This window comes from Bradyrhizobium sp. SEMIA, assembly GCF_014844175.1.
GTDB classification, from domain to species: domain Bacteria; phylum Pseudomonadota; class Alphaproteobacteria; order Rhizobiales; family Xanthobacteraceae; genus Bradyrhizobium; species Bradyrhizobium arachidis.
Window position 1 is genome coordinate 7,381,923 of the sequence record NZ_CP046601.1, and the last position, 22,233, is coordinate 7,404,155.

Annotated in this window: 12 protein-coding genes; 6 read left to right on the plus strand and 6 right to left on the minus strand. The window is 59.0% G+C overall.

Annotation, left to right across the window (positions count from 1 at the left end):
* Entirely contained in the window at positions 1-7,962 is a 7,962-nt protein-coding gene (locus FOM02_RS35645; RefSeq protein WP_265440751.1) for a hypothetical protein, read from the plus strand.
* Positions 7,963-8,265: 303 nt separating this feature from the next.
* The gene (locus tag FOM02_RS35650; protein WP_265440752.1) at positions 8,266-9,276 is read left to right on the plus strand and encodes a T6SS effector amidase Tae4 family protein; all 1,011 of its coding nucleotides are present in this window, start codon (positions 8,266-8,268) and stop codon (positions 9,274-9,276) included.
* 219 nt (positions 9,277-9,495) lie between these two features.
* Here FOM02_RS35650 and FOM02_RS35655 read toward each other — a convergent pair whose 3' ends face one another.
* Entirely contained in the window at positions 9,496-9,726 is a 231-nt protein-coding gene (locus FOM02_RS35655) for a hypothetical protein (protein ID WP_265440753.1), read from the minus strand.
* Positions 9,727-10,179: 453 nt separating this feature from the next.
* Here FOM02_RS35655 and FOM02_RS35660 point away from each other — a divergent pair, with 453 nt between their 5' ends.
* Positions 10,180-12,558: a KAP family P-loop NTPase fold protein gene (locus FOM02_RS35660; RefSeq protein ID WP_265440754.1), complete on the plus strand. Its 2,379-nt coding sequence runs from the start codon at positions 10,180-10,182 to the stop codon at positions 12,556-12,558.
* Positions 12,559-12,621: 63 nt separating this feature from the next.
* Here the strand turns inward: FOM02_RS35660 and FOM02_RS35665 are convergent, their stop codons facing one another.
* The 4 genes from FOM02_RS35665 to FOM02_RS35680 form a co-directional block, all read right to left on the minus strand.
* Positions 12,622-13,521, minus strand: a complete 900-nt coding sequence (locus FOM02_RS35665; protein ID WP_265440755.1) for an alpha/beta fold hydrolase — start codon at positions 13,519-13,521, stop codon at positions 12,622-12,624.
* Entirely contained in the window at positions 13,518-14,411 is an 894-nt protein-coding gene (locus tag FOM02_RS35670; protein ID WP_265440756.1) for a hypothetical protein, read from the minus strand. Before FOM02_RS35670 ends, FOM02_RS35665 begins: the two co-directional genes overlap by 4 nt.
* Positions 14,412-14,536: 125 nt before the next feature.
* Positions 14,537-17,638, minus strand: a complete 3,102-nt coding sequence (locus FOM02_RS35675; protein ID WP_265440757.1) for a DEAD/DEAH box helicase — start codon at positions 17,636-17,638, stop codon at positions 14,537-14,539.
* A gap of 9 nt (positions 17,639-17,647) precedes the next feature.
* Positions 17,648-17,884, minus strand: coding sequence for a DUF2158 domain-containing protein (locus FOM02_RS35680; RefSeq protein ID WP_265440758.1), 237 nt, complete (start codon positions 17,882-17,884; stop codon positions 17,648-17,650).
* A gap of 207 nt (positions 17,885-18,091) precedes the next feature.
* Here FOM02_RS35680 and FOM02_RS35685 point away from each other — a divergent pair, with 207 nt between their 5' ends.
* Positions 18,092-18,946, plus strand: a complete 855-nt coding sequence (locus FOM02_RS35685; protein ID WP_265440759.1) for a type IV toxin-antitoxin system AbiEi family antitoxin domain-containing protein — start codon at positions 18,092-18,094, stop codon at positions 18,944-18,946.
* Positions 18,933-19,850 (plus strand): nucleotidyl transferase AbiEii/AbiGii toxin family protein, encoded by a 918-nt coding sequence (locus tag FOM02_RS35690; RefSeq protein ID WP_265440760.1) that lies wholly within the window; start codon positions 18,933-18,935, stop codon positions 19,848-19,850. Before FOM02_RS35685 ends, FOM02_RS35690 begins: the two co-directional genes overlap by 14 nt.
* A 1-nt stretch (position 19,851) precedes the next feature.
* Here the strand turns inward: FOM02_RS35690 and FOM02_RS35695 are convergent, their stop codons facing one another.
* A complete protein-coding gene (locus tag FOM02_RS35695; RefSeq protein ID WP_265440761.1) occupies positions 19,852-20,043 on the minus strand; it encodes a hypothetical protein in 192 nt (63 codons plus the stop codon).
* Between the two features lie 830 nt (positions 20,044-20,873).
* On the opposite strand from FOM02_RS35695, the gene FOM02_RS35700 reads away from it, so the two are divergent.
* Complete coding sequence (locus FOM02_RS35700; protein ID WP_265440762.1) at positions 20,874-22,208, plus strand: hypothetical protein; 1,335 nt, start codon at positions 20,874-20,876, stop codon at positions 22,206-22,208.
* Positions 22,209-22,233: the final 25 nt, after the last annotated feature.

The following is a 22,233-nucleotide window of genomic DNA, read 5'->3' on the forward strand; positions in this document are numbered from 1 at the left end:
ATGGCCGACCTGATCATCGACGACGATCAGCCGCAGCTCCGCCAGGTTACGTTGGCGGGCAACGCCGGGCGACATTCCGCGCAGACGACCCAACGTGACGCGCGGTTTTTCTGGGTGTTGTCGGCCACTGCACCCTATTTCGGGCGGAAGAATACATTCGACGAGTTCAATAAGCCGAGCGGCGTCAATGCGGATCATGTCTATCCGCTTCGTCTGCTCACCGCCGACCAGCCTCGCCCCGGGGGCGCTGGCGGTCCTCCGTGGCGGCGGCCGCGCCTGATTGACCTCCATCTGCTGGTCGGCGCCACCAACCCCGCTTACGCAGAACGTGCCGGCGATGCCGATCGCCTGATCTTTTCCTTCTCCCAGACCTCGCGCATCGAGGTGCGGGCGCGGAAAGGGGCTGTGCTCCAGACCTTCGCTGAAGCGGACGAGCCATCGACTGGCGTCGATCCGCGAAAGGCGCCGTTCGTACGCACCGTTGTCGAGCCGCTGCCGGTCGACGATCGGCAGTGGCCGCTGCCCAGCGATGATTCCAAGGACATTCCGATGCCGCCGCTGCGGCTCGTGGCCGGGCGTGTCGGCTTGCGCGCAGTCGTAGAGGCTAGTGGCCATCCTACAGACGGACTGGCCTGGCTTACGAAACTCGGCATCGAATCAACGAAGGAAGGCAACGCGACCTGGGCCCGTATCTGGCTGGTGCCTGACGGCATCGAGTTCGACGCGCGCTTCAACGCTTTTCCCGGTTCGAGCGGGCAGGTGTTACGTGGCAGAGTGCTCCTCTCCGCGGACGAAGACGGCAGGTTTTTCCTGAACCTGATCTCGGCCGCCGCTGGAACGGAAAAAGAATGGCGTGACGCTTGGACGAGGATCACGCCGGCCCTTCGCGGAAATCGCGAGGACTATCTGCTGGGACTGAAATTCGCTGCCGCGCACGACGCCAGCATCCCCGGATTCCGTTGGTCGGTGACGATGCAGAACGGCGTTCCAAGTGCGCTCGGCGCGCTGGAAGTACCCCAACGCGCGCTGCGCGTCGAAATGGTCAGTCCCAGTGAGAATGGCGACATCGACGGCGTCGCGCCGCTCGCGACTGGCTGGGTCGTAGCCACCGAGAACGCCGGCAAGGTGACATTCAAGTTCGGCCAGCCGGCCACGGCCACGGCGCCGTCTGCCCTGAAGGTCGCCTGCCTGCCGAAGTCAATCGCGGCAACGTTCGGAACGTTGCAACCGCTTGGTATTCATGTTGACCAGCTTGCCACCAATTTGCGCGCTGCTTACGGTCTTGAGCACCCGCCCCCCGTGCCGCCGGTCGAAGCCGGTTCGCCGGCGGGAGCAGCCTTCGCACGACCGCTGCTTCCTGCGTTCGTGCCGCTGGCTGACGGCTGGCTGCAAATGCCGGTGCCCAATCTCGGCCCGCGCGACACCAACCAGGACCTGAACCTCACGGTGAGGGCGCCGGAGAAGCAGAAGACGTCGATGTTCGGTGACGGCTTCCTCCGCCTAAAGCGCCTCGGCTTACCCCCGAGGGTGCTTTCAACCGGAGGCGAATTCGGTCCCGGGTCTCAAGCTCCCTGGGCAGTGACAGTCGCAAAACCCGCCGCCCTTTACGGTATCGTCGAAGTAGAACCGGCCAACGATCCTGATCCGCACCCTGGTGCGCCTGCAGCGGCACTTCTGGCCAAAGCCGACATCTGGATCGACGATTTCAGTCTCTCCGCACGCGGGCTGGTCTGGCTATCGGCGGACCGACCGGACGCCTTCGAGGCGCTGCCGCGGCTTGGCGCAGGACCGGGCTCCTTCATCGACCTCGCGTTCGAGAGCGGCGCCCAGGATCTTCTTCGGGTCAATGTGTCCACGCTCGCAATCACCGCCACGCGGGTTGACGACAAGCCCCAGTCGAACCCGATGGAGGTGGAGCAAGTCGATCTGGCCATCGATTTCAAGGTCAAAGGCAAAGGAAACCGCTGGATCGAAGAGCTGCTCAGGCCGAAGGAGGGGCGGGCCGCCTTGCAGGCGGCCGTCACCGTCGTGGACGGCAAGACGGTAGCGGGCGCCCTGGAGGCTGCCTTCGTCGCCAAAGCGGTGCCGCCTTGGTCTCCGGTCGTCTGGCGACGTCACCACACCATTCCGCTTGCGGCCGCGATGCCGATGACGCGCGCTGCGGCAGGTGGGGTGAGACCGCTCGAGAGTCGCGATCTGATCCCGTTCGCCCTTGAGACCAAGGCCGCGGGAGAGGAATGGCTGAGGCTCGCAACGCTTCGCGTGGTCAAAGACAATCCTTTTGCCGAGCTGGTCGACGCCCCCTTGCGCTACAAGCTCATCAGTTCCTGGCCTACAGATCCCGGGGCTGACGAGACTGGTAGTCCGGATCGAGGCATTGCCTTCGCGGCGCTCGGTCTGCCGGGGGTCGAGCTGCGGCCGCTTCCGGATGCCGGCCTTCACAACCCCGTTCCGTATCACGCCTCGCTCCGCTTCGATCTGCCCGCGCTCGACGAAGCTTTTGCGACTGCGCCATTGCCTCCTCAACCGGGAGGGCCTGCAAGCAAGGAGGAGCGCGAAACACCGCCGCCGCGGCCGGCAGCCACTGCGCTCGATTGGCCACTTCTCGCCGAGTTCTGGAGCGACCAGGAGCGCAAGCACCAGAATTCGCGTGTCGCCGACAGCTATATGATGCCGTTCAGGCCGGTCGATGTCGATGCCGACCACGCGAAGGTCGATGTGAAGACGCTTGTCAAAGGTCTGACCTGGGGCGGTGTCCCCATTCAAGTCGGCACCAAGGTCGTTGCCGGCGAGCTGCCCTATGGCAGTCTGTCGATCGACAACGGCGGCGCGTTGTCCGGAAACGACGTGCTCAGAGGTTTCGACGGAAAATTCACGCCGAACCTGACAACCCGGATCTTACAGAACAATGGCGGCCCCCTCGAAGTGCTGGGGTTCAGTCCGGCCACTTTCAGAGACCCGGCCGGCGGTGACGACTATTTCGATCTCGACAATCGCCTCACCGGAATCAAGCCTCCCGCGGAGACTCCCGTTGGTCTCCTATCTCGACCGGTGATGCTGCCGGATAGGAAAGTTCGGCGCCTGGTCTCGCTATTGACGCCCGTGTCGATCGGCTTAACGGCGAACGGCATCGCGCGGAGCTTCCAGTTCTGGTTCAAGGACGTGCTGTTCGAGGACAACAAGGCGTTGCTCGACGCCGGAGGCGAGATCGCCTTCGACATCTGGAATAACGAGCAGAAGCTGGCTGGCGCCGGATTCGAATGGCGGCTGGTGCCCGCCAACCCGCTCGATGCGGAGCTGGCTTTCCGGCTTGGCCGCAGCCAGATTCCGTTTTTTGGCTTCTGGCTGGAGCCGCTCCGGCTCACGGCGCTTTCTCTGAAGAACGACAAAGTTTCCTCAGCTTCAATATCGTGCCGGCTCACCCTTGGCGAACAGGTGGGTCTGCCGAACACCGGTCTCAACCTGGTGACGCTCAGCCTGACCTTTGACGATCAAGGGCAATGCACTCGCGCGAGCTTCAGCGATCAGCTGCTGCAGTTTTCGTTCGTCGTTGCCGACAAGCGGAATCCGCGGCGGCAGGTTGTCGTCAACGCCAAGATCAAGCCGACCGAGAGCTTCGTCTTCGATCTCGCGGTCGCCGGCTTTTCCGTGGACGTTGCGGGCGTCGGCATCACATTCGACTCGGCCTCGGTGGTGTTTGCGGAGGATACCCAGGACGGTCTGTGGGGCGAAACCGTGCGCTTCACTGCAGCCGTGCAGGAGAGCCATCCGGCGCCGGGACAAGGGCGGCTGCGGATGACCAAGGCGTTGCTGGAGGCGGGCTTGCGGCTTCGGCCAACCGCTCCGCCCCGCCTGATCCAGAGGCCGGCGTCGCTCGCACTGACCTACCAGATCGAGATCGTGCCGCGCGGCGAGGAGCCGACATCTCCGACGGGCTCATTCGGCATTGAGCTGGACAACGAGGGCGCCGGCCAAGTCTCTTTCTTCGGACAGAGCGTTACGCTTGCGGCGGGATCCATCATCGAGGGTGACGGCGCTCTGGTGATGGCGATACCCGAGACCCGGATTGCCACGTCATGGAAAGCATCGCTCGGCCTCGCTGCGCGGTTGCGCAAGGGCGCGACGTCAGGCACGGGCGATCTCGTATTTGGATATTGCGAAGGCGAAGGCGTCGCGCAGGAGCCGTCCGTCACGCTGGGCAAGGCGATCGATGCCAAGGGTGCCAGGCTGCAATTCAGCCTCTCGAGTGCGGGCTCCGGAGCGGACTGGAAGGGCACGGCAGCGGTGACAGGCAAGGTCACCGCAAAGAATGCCATCAACTGGCCGTCAATCGGCTGGGGATCGACGCCTCTGACCATTCCGCTGCCGGGCGATCCAAAGCAAAACAACGGGCGGATCACCGTCAGGCCGGGAGCGGCGGTCGACGCATCACACGTCGTCACCTGGACATTCCTGGATCATCGGCTCGACCTCGCTCTGGCGGCTGCGATTGCCGAGAAATCCCCCACCGCCTGCTGGACCACGTTGGTCACCGCGCGCCACGAGCTCAGTCGCGGCGGCAAGACATTGAGTTGGACCGGGGCCGAGACCATCGCGATCGGATATCCGAAAGCGATGATTCCGGTGGCCCCGGCGAATGACGGTGACCTTGCCAAGGACTCCACGACATTCGCCGCGCGCTACCGGGGCAAGATCGTGAAGAGCGAGTATGTCCCTCCCGCCAGGGAGCCTGGCATGCACAGGCCAGGCCTCGGCGCGGTCGCCACCGTGCTGCAGGGCACGCTCGGTGCGGCCTTTCGCAAAGCATTCTGGAAGGAACCTGCCGAGGGCTTGATGGTGTTGGGTGGTTTCCTCGGCGCGCTTCGGTTGGGCGCCGCGGATTCGACCCCGCTGCTGCGTCTGCCGGTGCTGGCGGGGCTGGATGCCGGCAAGATCAAGCAGATCGTGCCCGGCCTGGGTCTCGAATTGTCCTGGACCGACGGCCCGGCCACGCGATTGCTGGCACTGACCAGGCCGGGGGCGCCGTCGCCCGCCGATGCCTCGCTCGACGCCTTGCGCGCCGCAGCACTGGCGGGATCTTTGCCGTTGCCGCCGTCGAGCGATGGCAGCCGCTTGGACGATCCCACCGGCGCGATGCTGGTCGAGCAGAGCTACGTCAACGCCGATCTCACCAGCGCGGCGGATCTGGCGACCACGCCATTCTTCCTCGCTTCCGCGATCACGGTGGAGCGCATCTTCAGGTTGGCAGACGCATCGCTGCCGGCCCAGGTCGGAGCGCTGTCCCTCGTCGCCGGCGCCTCGATCTTGCGCAAAGGCAAAGGGAAATCGTCACTGTCGGTGGCAACGGCCATGGTGCTGCGCGACACGGACCTGCCGGCATCGCCGAAAAAACTTCCGCCGCGTTTCGCGCTGGTAGGAGAGAATTTGACGGTTGCCGACTGGACGGGACCATTATCGGGAGAGAGCGATACCAGCCCGATTCCCGTGTTGAATGGACTCGCGGTTGCGCGCGATAGTATCCCGCGGGTCGCATTCGTCGCCGCTCCGGCTTCCGGCGCGGCCGTCGTGACAACCTATGCGCCGCATGCATTTCCGCCGGCGATCGTCGATGTGCCGCCAATCCCGGCAAGCTCGATCGCGTCCTTCGCTGATCACGGCCGTGGCGCAGTTGCGGTCCCTGGCACGACCGAGCCGCTCCGCTGGCTGGCTCCGCCGACCGAAGGAGCGGGCACGCCGATTCGCGACTACGAAAAGGATGAGCATGGAGACAAGGGGTCGGGCCTGGCCGGCCTGACCCGGCGCGTCCGTCTTCCCGCTCATACCGGCGCGAAGATCGGCCTCGCGGCGACGGAGACCGAGACATCAACAGAGACCCAGATATCAACAGAGACCGAGCACGATTTCGTCTGGCTTTCGCAGACGCAGGTGCCGCTCTATCTGCAGCTTCAGACCAAAGGTCTCAGGGGGCCGCCGATCGGATGGTTGACGCCGGCGCCGCCGCTGGTGCGGCTGCCGGTCATCGGCGACGTGCTCCAAGCGATCCGCGCCAGCAACGGCAACGACGATGCCGTGCCCGCGGGCCGCAGCCGCGAGGTTCAGCCATTTCTTCCGCAGGAGCTGAGTGCGGCGTCGGTCGGCGAGCGCGCCGGAATCATGACCGCACGGCGCGCGCGCCTGCTCAGCGGCCTTGGCACGATCGCCGCGTTCGATCCCATATATGCGCGGTTTGGCCGCCCGGCGCAGGGCGGCTCCTCCTTCGTGCGCCAGCTCAGGACGCCGCGGCCGGCGCGCCTGCCGGCCAATACCGGCAGCGCGCTGAAGGATCGGCGGATCGAGTCATCGCCGGTCGATCCCACGGCTCCGTTTACGGCGGTGATCGGCTCGGCCGACATTGTCGAGGGTGTCAGTGTCGGGTCGAAACCAGAGAAGTACGGAGCCTGGTCGATCAGGATCGTTGCCGCGCCCGAATGGAAGAGCACCACCTCCGATCTGTGGGACGGCACCATCAGGCTGGTGTGCCGCATGATTGTCGTCTCAGAAGAAACGCCTGTGGCGCCGCCTCGCAAGTTGCTCGGGCAAGTCTTGATCGAAGGCGTGGCCAGTAAGCTCCAGACGCGGGGCATATTAAAGCTCGGAAATGCGATCATTCCGTTCGCGCAGGCAAGTTTCACGACGACGAAGGACTGGACGCCGCATGCTACGGTGCCAATGAAGACCTTCAGCGCCGAGATCGCCGTCACCCTCATTCCAAGAGGCGCGACACGGCAGGTTGCGAATCCGGACATCGCGGCGGCTTTTTCCGTTCCTGGGCCACTGCCAGCCGCGGAAATTCAGTGGACCGTTCATCCCTCGTCGGCCCGCGAGACCAGCGTGGTCACGCAGGATGGCGCATTGCCACTCACGGTCGCCGATCCAGCTCAGCCGGAACTTGCGCAGGGCTCCGACCGCGCGCCCATCACGCTACGCATGTCGCTGTATCCAGTCACCGCGATCCGCGGCGCCCTGCCGCTCACACCCGCAACCTTGCTGTTTGCCGACCCTGCCTATGATCGCGATCTCGCGAGCCCGCTGTCCGCCGACGGCAGGAGGCTTGAACTCACCGATGCCGCCAGGCAGCTCTTGCCTAGCGGCCGCGGCGATCTCAAGCTCGTCCTAACGGCGGATAGAGGCCAGCTCAACCGTCGCGGCACCGTGACCTTCATGCTCGACGCTCGCTTCGAGCGGCCAATGGACGATATCGCGCAGGCTGTTGCCGAAGCGAACGGAGCGGCTTCGGGCGGCGATCTCATGAAGGTGCAGCCAAACGAGGCCGCTGCCTCGATGCGGCTTGAGCTGCAGCCAAAGGGCGAACCGTCACGCCCGTTGCGTTTCGCCAAGGATCAGGTCGAGATCAAGCTCGGCAACGTCTACGAACTACCGCTTGCCGCCGTCACGGAAACTGATGGCACGCCCGCCCGGTTGTCGGCCGGCGATATTTTGGTGATGGAGACGGCTCTGAACGGTGTTGCCACCGCCTTGCTTTGGAACTCGGTCAGCGCAAGTGCAACGGCTCCAGTCGACCTGCTGCCCAAGCCACCGGCGACCCCCACTGCGCCGAGGGAGATCCCCTCGTGCAGCCTTCGCTTCGTGCTGACCGACGATCCCGTGATCGAGCCGCCACCGGCCCTCTATGCGGCGCTTCTGCGCACCGGAGAAGGAGGCGCTTCGTGCTTGTCGGTGCCGCTGCATGCCCAGTCGCCGCTACCGTGGAGGGTTGACCTTGTGGACCCGGCGCGGGACTTTCGGCAGGGCATGATGCGCCGCCACGCCGCCTTCGTCTGGACCCTGGTAAGGCCGAGCGCCGATTTCAAAAGAAATTGCATCTTCGTGATCAAGGCTGATCGCAACGGACAGACTTACCTGCCGGAAAGCGAGAGCGAATTCCTGAAGCCTGAAGAAGATAAATCTCTAGCGCCGAGCTGATCGAGGTGCCTGATAGTTCCCTTGTGAACGATGGAGGTCTCGTGACCTTCTGCTGGAGTTCAGGTTCAAGAATTGTTCGCGCGACCAGCAATTTGGAAGTGCATGACCGGGCCTCGCAACGATCGTCGTCGCCGGTGCGGAATATTGGCGATAGATTGCCTACACGGCGGGCCCGCGTGGCCGCGGCTGGGTCGTCGTGATCGGTGATCCAGTCCTCGCCCGGTCAATCCGCCGGAGAAGAAGATTCACTACAATCGGGATGAGTTCACTTACGCAGCGTGAATGAGCAAGGGAGATCGAGAAATGGTCATTATCGTCGTGGCGGCCTCCGGCGACGCGGTTTCCGTCGGAACCGAGCTTGATCGACGCGCCAGCATTGCCGGTCGGATCGTCGCGGAGCATGGATGCGACCTGCTGACCGGCGGTGGGGGCGGCGCGATGGAGATTGTCGCAAAATCGTTCTGCGGGACGCCGCTCCGGGTCGGACGCTCGATCGGAATCATTCCGGGAAGCGCGCAAGGCTTTGCAGGAGCAAAACTCGGAAACGTGTCGCCATACGCGCTCACTCCGAAATCCGGCTATCCGAACCGGTGGATCGAGCTCCCAATCTTCACGCATCTTCCCGGCACGGGGCCAAAGAGTGCCGATTCGCGCAACATCATGAACATGGCCTCGGCCGATGTGGTCATCGTTCTGAAGGGGGGTGAAGGTACCCAGGCCGAGCTCGAAATTGCTTTGGGTCTCGGAAAGCGGGTGATCGCCTTTGTCGGTCCCGAGGAGCGTATCGGAAATTATCAGGCGGGCTCGCTTCCGAAGGACGTGATCGTCGTACCCGATGAGCTCTCGTTGCAGGACGCCCTGCGCGACATGCTCTCGCCGTTTGCTTTGGCGAGGCCTGCATTTTCGGCCATCCGGGGCGTCTACAAGACGGATCCGACACAGATTCATAACTGTACCATGCACTTTCCCAACACCTGTGCGATTCGCATGAGTGAGGCTCTTGACAAGACGGTCACTGGGATCAAGGAGAAATTTGCCAACAGCGGGGTCAACCTTTGCCCCCACAATTTCGTCCGCGGCGCCGGCGATCTGGCTGGCATTCTGCGCAAGGCGGAGGTGTTCGGTGTTCAGGACATTGGGGTCAGTGCGCCGGGCACCGCCCCCGCGAGCGTTCAGGGAAAGAAGGGGCTGGTTGCCTACCTCAACATTCCTGATTTCCCGGGGCAGGGCCATATTGACCTGTGGGACGGCAGCAATCCCGTCGGAGCCGACTATTGGAACGCCGATCCCATCTGGTTCTGGAAGTTGCCGTAGCATCTTATGACCTCTGATGGCGAGGGGCTCAGACACCTCTCGCGCTTGTTCCCAAGCTGCATACGAGGGCAGGAAACGTCCAACAAAACGTCCAACATTTCGTTCAACACCTTCCGAGAATGCCCGACTTTCTCACCCGCCGTCACGGCACCTGGCGGTTCGTTCGTCGCGTAACCGGTTGAGTTCGCGAAGCTCGATCGTCGCTGTGTCATCAAGCATTCAACGCGCATCAAGATCGCTGATCGCGCGGGGCGGCGGGCCGTGCGAGTCGCGCAGCAGCTCAACGAGCAGCTTGAAATCTTCTGGAAGGGACTCGCGAAGGGGCATCGGACAGAGCACCAAATGATAATCGTGCAAAGCAGTGACGCTTTTTTCAGAAAGTAAGGAGGTTATGGATCTCACCTTCACAGCTCTATCGGTTGGCGTTGCGTCCTCGCTATAGATGCCCAAGGTGTCTTTCTCAATATCGAGAAGAACAAGACCAAAGATGGAAGCAATGGTGCCTACTCAAGCAAAGCATGTTGACGACATGCTCGGGCTCGTTGCCGAGTTCTCGGAGACGCCGTTTGTTGAGGGGCGAGAGTTCATCAGCCCAATGCGCAGTGTCCTTCACACGGGGCACATTTGTGCGCAGGAGAATGGACTCCTCACTGTCAAAGCCATGCCGTACAATCTGCACGAACTACCCAAATCTTTGGTGGCATGAGCGGCGGCGGACTATGGCGTGTCTATTTCACCGAAGATGAGAAGGAGTCCCGAATTGTCGCGAAAGTGCTTTGCGGAGTTGCCTCTTGGCAGATCGACGACGCCAACATTGCATGCCAGGGGTGGGACAGAATTGACCAAGCGCTTGTCCCTGCAGTGCGCAAGAATGTTTCCTCGTGAAATGGCCTCATTTTAGGAATGATGCGGTTAATCGAAGGTCTCAAGGTGGCTTGGCGAAACTGGCGAGGCACTGACGCGCAGCCGCTTCGGGAGGGCGCTTTTTCTGCCGACGCTCCCATTACCAGCGCGTCAGCGGATCTTCTCGGCAGGGGTGATTTCGCACGGGCACTCGCGCGGGTTCTGTACCGTCATCGCGGCAGCGAAAGCTTGGTCGTCGCATTGCGCGGGGAGTGGGGTTCGGGGAAGACCTCAATCAAGAACCTCGTCGTCGAGGCGCTTACGCCCCCCGGTGAGGCCAAGATGACGGTCGTAACTTTCAATCCCTGGCAATGGGGGGCCGACGATGCGATCACGCGGGCGTTCTTCCGTGAAATTGCGGTGGCGCTCGGCGACGCTGAGCAATCCGTTTATGCGCGCCGACGAGCGCACGCATTCCGGAGGTACGCAAAGACCCTAGAGACTCTTTCAGGTGGATTGAAGAATGCCGGGAACCGGGCTTCGAGTGCGGCGGCGTGGCTCAGCGGCATCGGGTTTTTCATAGCTGGTGGCGTCGTGTGGCTCGAGCCGTCAGCAAAAATGCTCGCGGCGGCCATACTTGTCATCGCCGGTGCTGTTCTGCTCCTCAGCAGGATCATTGGATTTTTGGGCAGAGATCGGGAGGACGATCGTCCATTGGACGTTGCTCGCTTTGACTTGGAGCATCGGCTGAAAGAAATGCCACGGAACATTCTCGTTGTTGTCGACGACATAGATCGGCTAGAAATCGAGCAGATTCGAACAGTCATCAGGCACGTCAAAGCAAACGCAAACTTCCCGGGATTAACCTATTTACTTCTCTATCAACGCAATATTCTGGAGCACGCGTTCGGCGAAGGCGACGACGGCAGGCAGTATCTCGAAAAGATCGTACAGGCGGCCTTCGATGTTCCAGTGGTTGAGGGAGAGCGCATAGGTAGGATCGTGCTTGCTGAGCTGGAGAAGATTACTCAGTCGCTGCCTAGCGATGGAAAGTTCGATCAGAAACGTTGGGGTAATATCTGGGTCGGGGGACTCCGGCACTTTTTCAAGAATCTCCGCGATGCGAAACGCTTCATCGGTGGAGTTGAAGTGCAGTTTTTCCTCCACAGCGGAAAGCGCGTACTTGAGACGAACCTCATCGACACGGTAGCGCTCGAGGTTCTTCGAATATTTGAGGGGGACGTCTACGCTGCCATCAGCCGAAGCCGGGCCCTCATCACCGGCACGGCGCGTGAAAGAAGGGAGGCCGACAAGGATCCGATCAAGGCAACCATCGCGGCAGCCAGACCGGAATATAAGGACGCGGTCCAGTATGTCGTTTCACAGCTCTTTCCGATTGTGGGTTGGGCTTTTGGGGGCTCTTGGTACGGGACCGATTGGGAAGAGGGGTGGTCATCCGAGCGACGCATATGCTCACCGCGATATTTCGATCGGTATTTCTCTCTTCGTCTTCCGGATGGGCAAATATCGGACTCAGAGTTTGTGGATTTTCTTGAAAAATCCAGCGATCGTGAGCTCATTAGTCAATCCTTCGCAGATTTTGAGAGAAGAAATCTTCTTCCGGAACTGTTCGAGCGGCTTGATGAAGCCGCCGTCGCGCGAAAATTGCCACTGGCTTCCGCTGATACTTTTCTGCCGGCACTTTTCGACGTTGCCGAGTCGCTTCCCGATCAAATGGGGTTCGGCAAAATGCCGTTCATCAACGCTTGGCGCACCGCGTCCTGGTATTTGAGAGGCGAGGATGATGCCGCAAAGCGCAGCGCGGTCTTCCTGAAAGCTCTAGGAAGCTCTGGGTCGTTGGCGGTGCCAGGGACGCTGATCAGTCTGGATATGGACCGGAAAGAGAAGGGCGAAGCTGATCTATTGCTCGCCGCTGACCTGGAAGAGGCAAAAAAAATGTGGGTCGCGAAATTGCAGGCGGCTTTGGCGAGTGGTCCCGAGGGCATGCTTGGTAATAAGCACCTCGTCAATTTTCTCTATCGGTGGCGCGATTTCGAGGGACTGGATGGCCCTCGAGCTTGGGTCGCTTCTATTGCGTCAAAGCCGGAACTACTTGGGAAGCTATTGGTCGGCTTTCTGTCCGAGGGCGTGTCGCATACGTTCGGCGATCATGTAACGAGCAAGGTAATCTCCTTTCACTGGAACGCGATCGAGCCTCTGATCGATGTTCCGACGTTCGCCGATGCGGTTAAGGCGCTCGCACCCGAGGATGGGACCTCTGAATTTGATGCGCGGGACCGCTTCTTGAGGGCGGCCGAAAAGCATGCTGCCGCCGTTGAGGCTGCAAAGGCGAAGCCGGTTGCGTCGGGTGAGGCCGACAAGCACGGGACCAGTGAGGAAAGCGCGGAGGTCAAATTTGTCGATGAGACGGATCTATAGGGACGCCCTCCCTCGTCTCTCAAATGCCACCTGTTTCGAGAAGCCCAGGACCTGCCAAAGCATTCATCCCGCCGCACTTAGAAGAAAGCTGCGCAGTATTCTAACTGCGAGATCATTGTCAGGGGTTGGCTTGACGATGTCGATGTGCCCCTTGCCGGTGATAGTTTCAACGTCCGGATTGCCCCAAAAGGCAATAGCGCTCAGTCGGTCAACGATCGCGTCCTGGGTTCCGACCACATACTTGGTCCGGACTCGTTTCTGTACCCTGAACCGTACCCAGTCCTCGTTCAAGATCTCGAGTATGTCCGCCTCTTCGCAGAGCTGTTTCAGCTGGTTGTGATCCGAGGATAGTTTCTTTCCTATCGATGCCAGAGCTGCGCCGTTGTTTGGGACAGCGAACAACGCCAGACCGGCCACTCGAAGCGGCTTGTTATCTTTAATCTCATTGACCAAATACTGTCGCGCAATGAGACCGCCTAGACTATGGCCAACCAGGTAGACCTTACGGTAAGGCGATTTCTTTGAATGGCGAATTTCTGTGTCTAAGCCGCTCGCGAGCTCTTGGATCTTTGGCGTCCGAGAACCGAAGGGCAATCTGACAAGTGATGTGGGATAAGAATAGAAATCTACGTCGAAGCGTTCTGCGACTTCTGGATCGTCTAGGAGGAGTTCGGGGAGGCGCTCCCACGTCGCTTTTGCGTTTCCTCCTAATCCATGAATAAAGAAAATCAGATCTTTCAAATTGCGCTCGGTAGCGGGCGCTCTGTTGACGAGACGTCGCCTGTTGACCTCCTCCGTAAGCTTTAGAAAGTCCTCTGGTGAAAAATACGGTCGCAATACCTCTATATCGTACTGTATGTGGCCGAGAAGGGCATCAATGAGTTCATCGCTTTTCGTATGAGATATGTTGACTTCCTTGTACGCCCGACCGGGATTGCGCACCGCATCAATGTAATCGCTCATGCTCCATTTTTCGATGGTTTGTGTTCCGTGATGCAATTTGTGAGCTTTGCGAACGAGGGGTCGTTCTTGAGGATATCTTCTACACACTCCACGACAGCCTTTGCTGTCATAGTAGAGTTGTTTGACATGGCCGCAGCAATCGTATCCCGCTCAAACTCAGCAGGTGACGCTGTTGAATGATACAAGGCAAAGCCGTTGAGCATTTTCAACAATGATGATCCCGAAACGAGGACGGTCTTAAAGGTGGCCTCGGGCCGCCTTGCATGTTCACCAATCTGAAGCGCGATGAAATTGGGCAGTGTGAGTGGAAAAACGAGTAGCTGAAGTTTGTTCTTCTCGACCCATTCCAGCACTTCATGCAGAGACGAGTGCGATGAAAGACCAAGACGAAAAATGCGTTCGCTTGCGTTCGTGCTAAACCCAATTTTGTGGATTGATATATCGAACCGTCGATCGCCTTCTTTAGTGACAAACCCCATACGAGGCACTTCAGTCATGTTTGTGTTTGACCGCTCTGACAAAGCTCGCAAGACCATGTCACGTAGATTGGTAGTGTAGGGCCATTCAATGATCGGGAGGCCCATCAATTCCGGTACATATGGCCGAGTGTAGATACTGCCTGTGTGGTGTACAAAGGTCGGCACGCCGCGACAAACCAGTTGCTCTGCCGTTGCAATGACCGCTCTATCTGGCTTGCTGTCGCTGACAACTATCACTCCTGCATCAAGCGGACCAGCCGTCGCAACATCTAATAGGCTATCTGAGCTGTCTGTTGACCCGACGACTGTGCATTCAAGCATTTCGAGATAGGATTCTATGTCGGCGCGAACGAAACCGTCGCCCGCCACGAGAATACGACGCCCGACCAGTTGCGAGGTATCAGAGCGCATGGATTCCTTCCAATTTTCGAACTGAGTTTGTTGGCGCTGGCACAATAATTCCGATCTGCCGCTCGTGACTAGACCCTGATAATGCGAGGTCGCCATAAGCGTACAGGCCCACCGACTCTGACTCCCTAAGCTACGTAGGGCTCCAGAACCGGGAGGCTGAGGGCACTGGTCGCAGCCCTTTGGGTGGCGATGCATTCGCCGGCCCCGCGTACCCGCGCGAGTTTGCGTTTGTCCCGATCGATACAGGCGAGGATCTGCTCACTAGATGCGGCCTTGATTTGCTCAGGTTCGCAAAGTTTGGCGGCAGCCAAGCGACAATAATCGCCACGTAGCAAATCCCCACCGATGACGTGAGCCAGTTCGACGGCCGCGCCTGGTATCCCATAGGTCAAGCGAATACCGAGCCGTCTTATCCGATCGCCGAGATCGAGAGTTGGATGCAAGATCTCTGCAAGGCGGGCGGCGACCGGTACGAGATCGCATGTGCGCGAGGCGACGGAGCGAATAGGACCTGCGGCGCCTCCAAACGCGCCACCAAACTGCGTCATAATCCTCTCGATATCGTTCATGGCACGACCTGAAATGAACAGAAGACAGGCGACGGCCTTTTTGGCGCGCAGTGTGGATTGATGTTCTTCTATTATGCCTCGATGAAGAGCATTCAGGACCTGTCCGGGCACGCCTTGGCCGCGCAACTCGTTCGGCCAAAGCTGAGGTTCTTTCTGCGTGCTCTTCTTGTTTATCGGAAAGAGAACCTCATCGACTTCCACAGTGGCTTGTGCAGCCGTGATCAGGACTTGATCACTGATTTCCTCCGGCCGAAGGGCGCCGAGACAATCGACAAGAGCAACAATCGAGCCGACTTCTGCTGCGCTTTCCCCGGCGAGACGGCCGAGTTTGGTAAGTTCGTAGGCTCCCGCCGCGTTCTTTTGAACGAGCTGATGATGTTCCAAGTCGGCCAAGGCAGAACGGAGATCCGCTCGATCCCATTGCCAGCCGGTATGAGCCCGACGCGCCTGGAAAGCGCCGAAGCTCGATTCAAGGAACTCGACGATCTCTTCGCTCGGTACACCCTCGCCCGCGGCGCGACGGGCGGCGACCAGCACCCGAATGATGAAAGATCGTGCATCCGTTTCGCCGTCCAGAAAGCGCGAGACCAAATCCTCGGGCATTGCAGTAACGTATCGAGACCAAAGATCGTGCTCCGCACGGGGATCGAGCGCTAGAAGATACGAAGCGCCTTTCTCCGCATAGCCGAGCCGTCCCGCACGGCCCACAAGATTCTTGTATTCGGCGACCGAATACGGTTCATCGCCGGGATGGTCCAGCCCGGCAATGATGACGGAGTTCGCAGGTGTGTTGACGCCCATCGCCAAGGTGGTCGTCGCGGCGATGACCCTGAGGCCGGAATCCGGACGCCGGAACTCCTCTTCGACAATTCGCCTCTCTTCACGCTCAAGGTCGGCGTTGTGGAAAGCGACCCCACATCCGAGCGCGCTTCGCAGATCGGTGCTGGCTTGCGACGGATCACCGCCAGGCATTTGTGCCAATGCATCTGAGGCCGGAGGAAGCCCGAGAGCCGCGGCAAGGTAGTTGGCGCAGCCCCGAGCTTCGCCCTTGGTTTCGCGAAACACGATAACTTGTTGGCCTTCGCCCACGAGCTTGCGTACCAAGGGGATAATTAGATCCTGACTAGAACCTTTGCCAAATAGAGGTTGGATCAGTGGGCCATCGACCATTTCCGCTCCTGTCGTGGGATCGATGAAGCGGAAATAGCCATTGCCGAGAAGAAGGCCTTCATCAAGCGGAACGGGCCTTTCCGTCCGCCGCAGGAGTCGGGCTCCAAGCCACTGCTCAAGACCATTGGTGTCGCCGATCACCGCCGAAAGCGCGATGATCTGCGGCTCGATCCCTTCGTGCCGCCGCATGCGGATGAGGGTCAGGATGAACTCCAAATTGGCGCCGCGGCCTCGATCGGCGATCATCTGGGCTTCATCGATCACGATCACGCCGACCTGTGCCAACACATGAGGAAAGGTGAGGGCAATGGCGGCAAACTTCTCATAGGTCAGAAGTCCAATATCGTACCGACCCTTCAAGAGCGGTGAGATATCGTCCGTCTCGCCTGTTGCTTCCACAGTACGTATGCCGAACCCGCCATACACGTTTTCGAAGTACCTTCGCTTGTCCGCTACGAGAGCCTTCAGGGGAAGCAAGAACAGAGCGCGCTTTCGGTCTACGACGCTTCTGAGCGCCGCGAGCTCGCCAACCATGGTTTTGCCGGAGGATGTTGGAGCCGACACAACCAGATTTTCGCCATCCAAAACGCCGAAATCGTTGATGGCAGCTATCTGGAGCGCATTCAGTGACGGAATTGCACCTGCCCAGGCGGTGATTAGGCCGTCCGGAAAACCTGCGCCGGTAAGGCTGGCAAGATCAGAACTGATCTTCGCAGGCATTCGTTCTGGGAACGCGGCCCGATACTTGTCCCCTGCGACAAATACCGGCCACTCAATGCCTCCATCGATACTTCCGCGCATGGTGGGATTCTGTTGTTTTCCCCCTTGTAGTGCAGCGGCCTTTACCCGGTTGGTGACGTGCTCGATAAGACGGTAAAGGGATATCTTGCCGGCATTGGCGACTTCCTCGGCACCACGCAGCGCCTCCAGCAAATAATGTGTGAGGAATCCATGCCCGAACCGGCGATCTTCATAGGCCGGTTCATTGGCGGCGGACGCCGTCAAGATGATCCGGCCCTCGCCGGCGAGTTGAGCTAATCTCGCTTCTGTCGATTCAAGGCTTCGTGGCTTTGTATCAACCCGTAAGACCTTTGCGCCAATGCCTCCCGAGAAGCAGCAGTCAAGGAATAGAACGAGTCGCTTCGCAGGTATCCGTACGAACCATTCTTGCAAGACATCAAGCCGCACGGCGGAACCGCTAAGATCGGCCAAATCAGCATCATGAGTGACGAGTTCGTGCGTCTCAGATCCGTGCCCCGAAAAAGCAATCACGATGGTATCTTCGGGATCACAGGTAGCCAATCTGCCGAATTCGGCTTCCAAGCCTTCGCGCGTAGCACTCTCGTCCGTGAGCAGCGAGCTTTTACCTCCGAGAGTGTCCGAGAATAGCGCTTCCAACGCCACCGCGTCGCGTCGGGCGCAGGTGAGTTCATCTATGTCTTGGGAGGCGTAACGGTCGATGCCGATGAAGAGACCGCGAAACGCCATGATGCACCTTTAGGACCTGACGATCCCGACCGAGAATGCAGTGTTCGGCTTCTCGGCCTTCTCAAGCGCGACAGGGGAAAAGCTCTTTTGCTGAGCGATCTGCTTGTTCCCAACCTTCTCGAACCAGACGCACCAAACCGCCGCTTCCTGGAGCATTGCCGTGATGCCCACTTTTTCGACCGTCATCACGGGGCCCCCTGATTTCACTCGAACCAGGTCGCCCGGTTTGAATTCACTGCCTTCCATCTTCATCTCTTTCGAGTTGCATTGAGCTGCTGGGTCTTGGCATTTCTTTATTTGTTCGTTTCGCGACTGCTCCTGGATCGTCGTCCACAGGACGCGTCCGGGTAGAAGGGATTGGTTTGGATAAGCTCATGAAAATCAATTTATGGTTGATTAGTATAGACAATTTCAAACTATCCCAGGGTTTGAAAGTATGCTATTATATCAATCATGGGTAGACAAAAGGGCCAACTCCTAAACCAGCTGGACAAGCTCCTGCCTGAGGGGCTTGTCGTGGATTCCGCCTGGCTCAAGCGGCACGGCTACTCCACCCAGCTCCAACATCTGTATGTGACGCGTGGCTGGCTCGAACAGCCAACCCGCGGGGTTTTCCGGCGACCGCGCTACGAATTGAGCTGGCAGCAGGTCGTCATATCCCTGCAGGGCATCCTGAACTATTCACCGCTCGTCGTGGGCGGGCGAACGGCGCTCGAATTACAAGGATACGCTCACTACCTGCCGCAAGAGACGACTCGCGTTCACCTCTACGGCCCCAAGTCTCCGCCATCCTGGGTGAACAAGCTGCCGCTGTCCGTGAAGTTCGTCTACCACAACGACCGGCGGCTCTTCAAAAACGAACCCGTCGCGAAGGGCATAAGCAGTGTCCGCTGGAATGTCGAAACCGGGAAGATGCTCGATGATACGGCTTTTCGGGGAGGCGACGTAACTCAACTGAACTGGGGCCAATGGGACTGGCCTCTAACCCTGTCGACGCCCGAGCGCGCCGTTTTCGAACTGCTCGACGAATTGCCCAACAACGAAAGCTTCGAACAGGTCGATGCCCTACTCGGTGGCCTTGCCAATCTTCGCCCCGATCGCTTGCAAAAACTCCTGAAGGATTGCGCAAGCGTTAAGGTGAAGCGTCTCTTCTTTTACTTCGCCGACCGTCACAACCATGCCTGGCTCAAACGGCTTAACAAGCAAGCCGTCGATCTTGGGCATGGTAAACGCATGCTCGTCAAAGGTGGTGTTCTCGATCCGACCTATCAGATAACGGTGCCGGGAGATCTTCATGGCGTTCGCTGATGCTTACAAAAAGCAGGTCGCGCTGTTGCTGCGCGTTCTCCCATTTGTCGCCGAAGAGAAATGCTTCGCCCTGAAAGGCGGCACCGCGATCAATCTTTTCGTCCGCGACCTGCCGCGCCTCTCGGTCGATATCGATCTAACCTATATTCCTGTCGCGCCGCGAGCTGAATCCCTTTCCGACATCGATGCAGCCATGAAGCGCACCGTTGCAGAGATTAAAGAGAAGATCCCCGGGGCGCAGGTCCATGAGGCCCGTAAAGAGGGCACGATCGTCAAACTGGTGGTTCGCTCACAGAACGTCCAGATCAAGATTGAAGTCACGCCTGTGCTGCGTGGCTGCGTCTTCGAGCCGGTCGTGACTTCGGTGCGTCCCGCCGTCGAAGAGGCGTTTGGTTTCGCTGAGGCTCGCACGGTCTCTTTTGCTGACCTCTATGGCGGAAAAATTGTCGCCGCTTTGGATCGGCAGCATCCGCGTGATTTGTTTGATATTCGCGACCTGCTGGCCAATGAGGGAATTACCGATGAACTCCGCAAGGCCTTCATCGTCTATCTCTTGAGTCACGACAGGCCGATGTTCGAGGTACTTGGCTCGCCGCAAAAAGATATCAGCGATGAATTTCTCCACGGCTTCGAAGGAATGACGGACAAGCCCGTTTCAAAGGACGAGCTGGTTGCCGCGCGCAAGACCCTGGTCGAAGAAATTGTCGGTAAGATGCCAGAGGCTCACCGGAAATTTCTCGTATCGTTCGAGCGCGGCGAGCCTGATTGGGATCTCCTCGGCATCCCCGCCGCCGCCGATCTGCCTGCCGTCAAATGGCGTCAGCAGAATCTCGACAAGCTATCGAAGGAAAAGCGCGCAGAGCTCGTTGCGGCCCTGGAAAAAGTCCTCAAGTCTCGCGCCTAGCTTACCGACGCGACATGCCTTTCAGCTCCGCCCGACGCCTGCCGACGAGGTGTCGCGTCTCCGCCGTATCGAATCCGGCCTGCTCAAGCTGGCGTATGGTGCCAGTCAGTGCAACGATCTGCGCCCGAAGGTGAAGCAATCGGATCGGCTGCTTTTCTTGCCCTTTGATGGTGCGCTTGATGCCGTTACTCAAGCGCGTCGCGACGCTTATCTGGATCGGGCGTTTCGCTAAACCAGCTGTTGCTTTCTGCGACGGAAAAGCTTTCCTTCCGGCTCACTGAAAGCGACGTCACTGTCCCTGCAATTATCGCGCCTCACGCCACGTGAGTCTTTGTTCGCCCGTCTTGATCGGAAGTTCGTCACCATGTCTGTCAATTGAAGCAAATAATGAGTGATCCTCGGTCCCACAACGCAGGAGACATGCTTACGTTGAGCAGTCATTTCAACGCGGGGATACAAAGGTGCTTTGTGGAGGTTGATGGCAAAACACGAGCGGTGCGACGCATACTGAACTTTTCGATTTCCTCGGGAGCTATGGTGACTTGATGTACTTAGTCGAAAGCCATGCATGTATCACCGATCTGCATAGAAGAGACCCACTCCGTCTTCATCCAGCAAAGCGAATTTACGGACCCTCAACGTCAATACATGACGGAGCGAGATAGACGAAGTATGGAGAGGCCTGCCTTATTAGCTGAACCATACCCATCAGACGAAATGGAAATCGTTCTGATGTGCTTGCAATTGAGCAATGGTTATTCCGACTAGCGTGAACGCGTCACCATGCCCGTCGCAAGTGATGGCGCCGGCGTGTCCGGCGCTGATGTGATTTAGCAGATGCACGGCTTGGAAGGTACTTTCACGCGGGGCATTCATCCGCCATGCCATGCCAGGTAGCGACTGTCCAACTAAGTCTCGCGACGCACAATGCCTGTCTCGGCTTGCAGCGACAATACCACTCAGGTAAGCTCCGGCATATTTATCGCGTTACAGTAGTCAGTGAGACTGCCGGTTGGGGTTAACATGGCATCACTGCTTGATATTCCTATGTTCAGTAAGCTGGGCCGAGTATGTAACCAGCACAACCTCGACATAACCCTATTCGGCGGCGCTGTAACGAGGCTCGTGAAAGCAGCGGGCGAGAATGATCTTACGTCCGCGGTCCTCAATGACGTTGAGGACCTTTTTGCGCTCGCTCCGCCGTTCAGTGATCTCGATATCAGCCATTCCGGACTGCCGTCTCAGAATGCGCTGATTCAACGAGCTGTCCTCGATTTTGTACCGAATGGCGAATGCTTTCGCTGGGACATTCGCGCACGATCGGAATGGGCAATTTACGAAGCAGCCGCTCGCTACAACAATCGCATTCCAGCCCGCCAAATGTCTCTGAGCACGAATCCTCAAACAGGATTTCAGGATCCGCTCAATGGACGAGCCGACATCAAAGCCGGAATGTATCGATACGAGCGGAATTCCGCTTACGGGCACTCACCACTGTTTCTCCAGAGACGCGATCTTGAGCTGTTTTCGGCGCTCATTTATCTCATAACGGTATTTGAGGATCAGGCCGCCAAGGGACGATCTGATCAACCAGGATTTGGCACGGTCGCGCAGGTGTTAACCGACGCCCGCACGCTGGAGACGATCATCGCCCTTCAAGAAAGCTCCTATCTCCGCTCACGATTTCACTACCTGGTGGCCATGCTCGCGACGCTCGACGTTCCAAAAGATTCCCTCGAGCAGGTCAAGCTTCCGCTGCTGTTGCAGTTTTTAGAGGAGCAATTCCCCTCATTTCGCACTCGCTTGCAACAGATCGAGCAGGGTGCAACGCAAGAGCGAGCGGCCGTCATCAGCTCCGCGCGCATCGGCGGCGACATTTTTCGACTGCCAGTCCTAGCTGCGCCCTGGTCCGAGGGCGAGCAGTCGCGCGAAGCATTCGATAAGGCGTTGAGCGAGAATGTGACACTCGGCGGCAATGAGATCGTCGTCTTGGGATCGCCATGGATGAAGGTGAGCCGAGGCATAGCGGAATCGAATGCATCGTCTGGCGGGCAAGATCGCGCGTCACTGATTCAGGAATTCGTATACTTCAACCTGAAGAATCAGAACCGGCTCAGCACCCCTGACGGTCCTGTGTGCACAGACGGGAGCCTGCAATTCCGTGAGGAGGACCTGGCTCTATTCCTTGCCCTGCGGACGGGTGATAACAACAAGACCACATTCCTTCCGCTCGCTGGCGACGTCTATCTCAAACCTGAGCGGATGCTCATTCGAATAAATACTTGGGCGCTCTTCGAAGAGTTGTCCAGCGCCGGACAACCTGAAGTCCAACTTTTCGTTTCCGGGTGGGATGCGTGATGCCTAAAATCCCGCGAGATCTAAG

What these genes read in the sequence shown, in the direction of transcription:
- FOM02_RS35645 (WP_265440751.1), top strand. Translation starts at nt 1, where the DNA reads ATGGCCGACCTGATCATCGACGACGATCAGCCGCAGCTCCGCCAGGTT.
- FOM02_RS35670 (WP_265440756.1), bottom strand. Translation starts at nt 14,411, where the DNA reads ATGCGCTCTGATACCTCGCAACTGGTCGGGCGTCGTATTCTCGTGGCG.
- FOM02_RS35650 (WP_265440752.1), top strand. Translation starts at nt 8,266, where the DNA reads ATGGTCATTATCGTCGTGGCGGCCTCCGGCGACGCGGTTTCCGTCGGA.
- FOM02_RS35690 (WP_265440760.1), top strand. Translation starts at nt 18,933, where the DNA reads ATGGCGTTCGCTGATGCTTACAAAAAGCAGGTCGCGCTGTTGCTGCGC.
- FOM02_RS35660 (WP_265440754.1), top strand. Translation starts at nt 10,180, where the DNA reads ATGATGCGGTTAATCGAAGGTCTCAAGGTGGCTTGGCGAAACTGGCGA.
- FOM02_RS35665 (WP_265440755.1), bottom strand. Translation starts at nt 13,521, where the DNA reads ATGAGCGATTACATTGATGCGGTGCGCAATCCCGGTCGGGCGTACAAG.
- FOM02_RS35680 (WP_265440758.1), bottom strand. Translation starts at nt 17,884, where the DNA reads ATGGAAGGCAGTGAATTCAAACCGGGCGACCTGGTTCGAGTGAAATCA.
- FOM02_RS35700 (WP_265440762.1), top strand. Translation starts at nt 20,874, where the DNA reads ATGGCATCACTGCTTGATATTCCTATGTTCAGTAAGCTGGGCCGAGTA.
- FOM02_RS35685 (WP_265440759.1), top strand. Translation starts at nt 18,092, where the DNA reads ATGGGTAGACAAAAGGGCCAACTCCTAAACCAGCTGGACAAGCTCCTG.
- FOM02_RS35675 (WP_265440757.1), bottom strand. Translation starts at nt 17,638, where the DNA reads ATGGCGTTTCGCGGTCTCTTCATCGGCATCGACCGTTACGCCTCCCAA.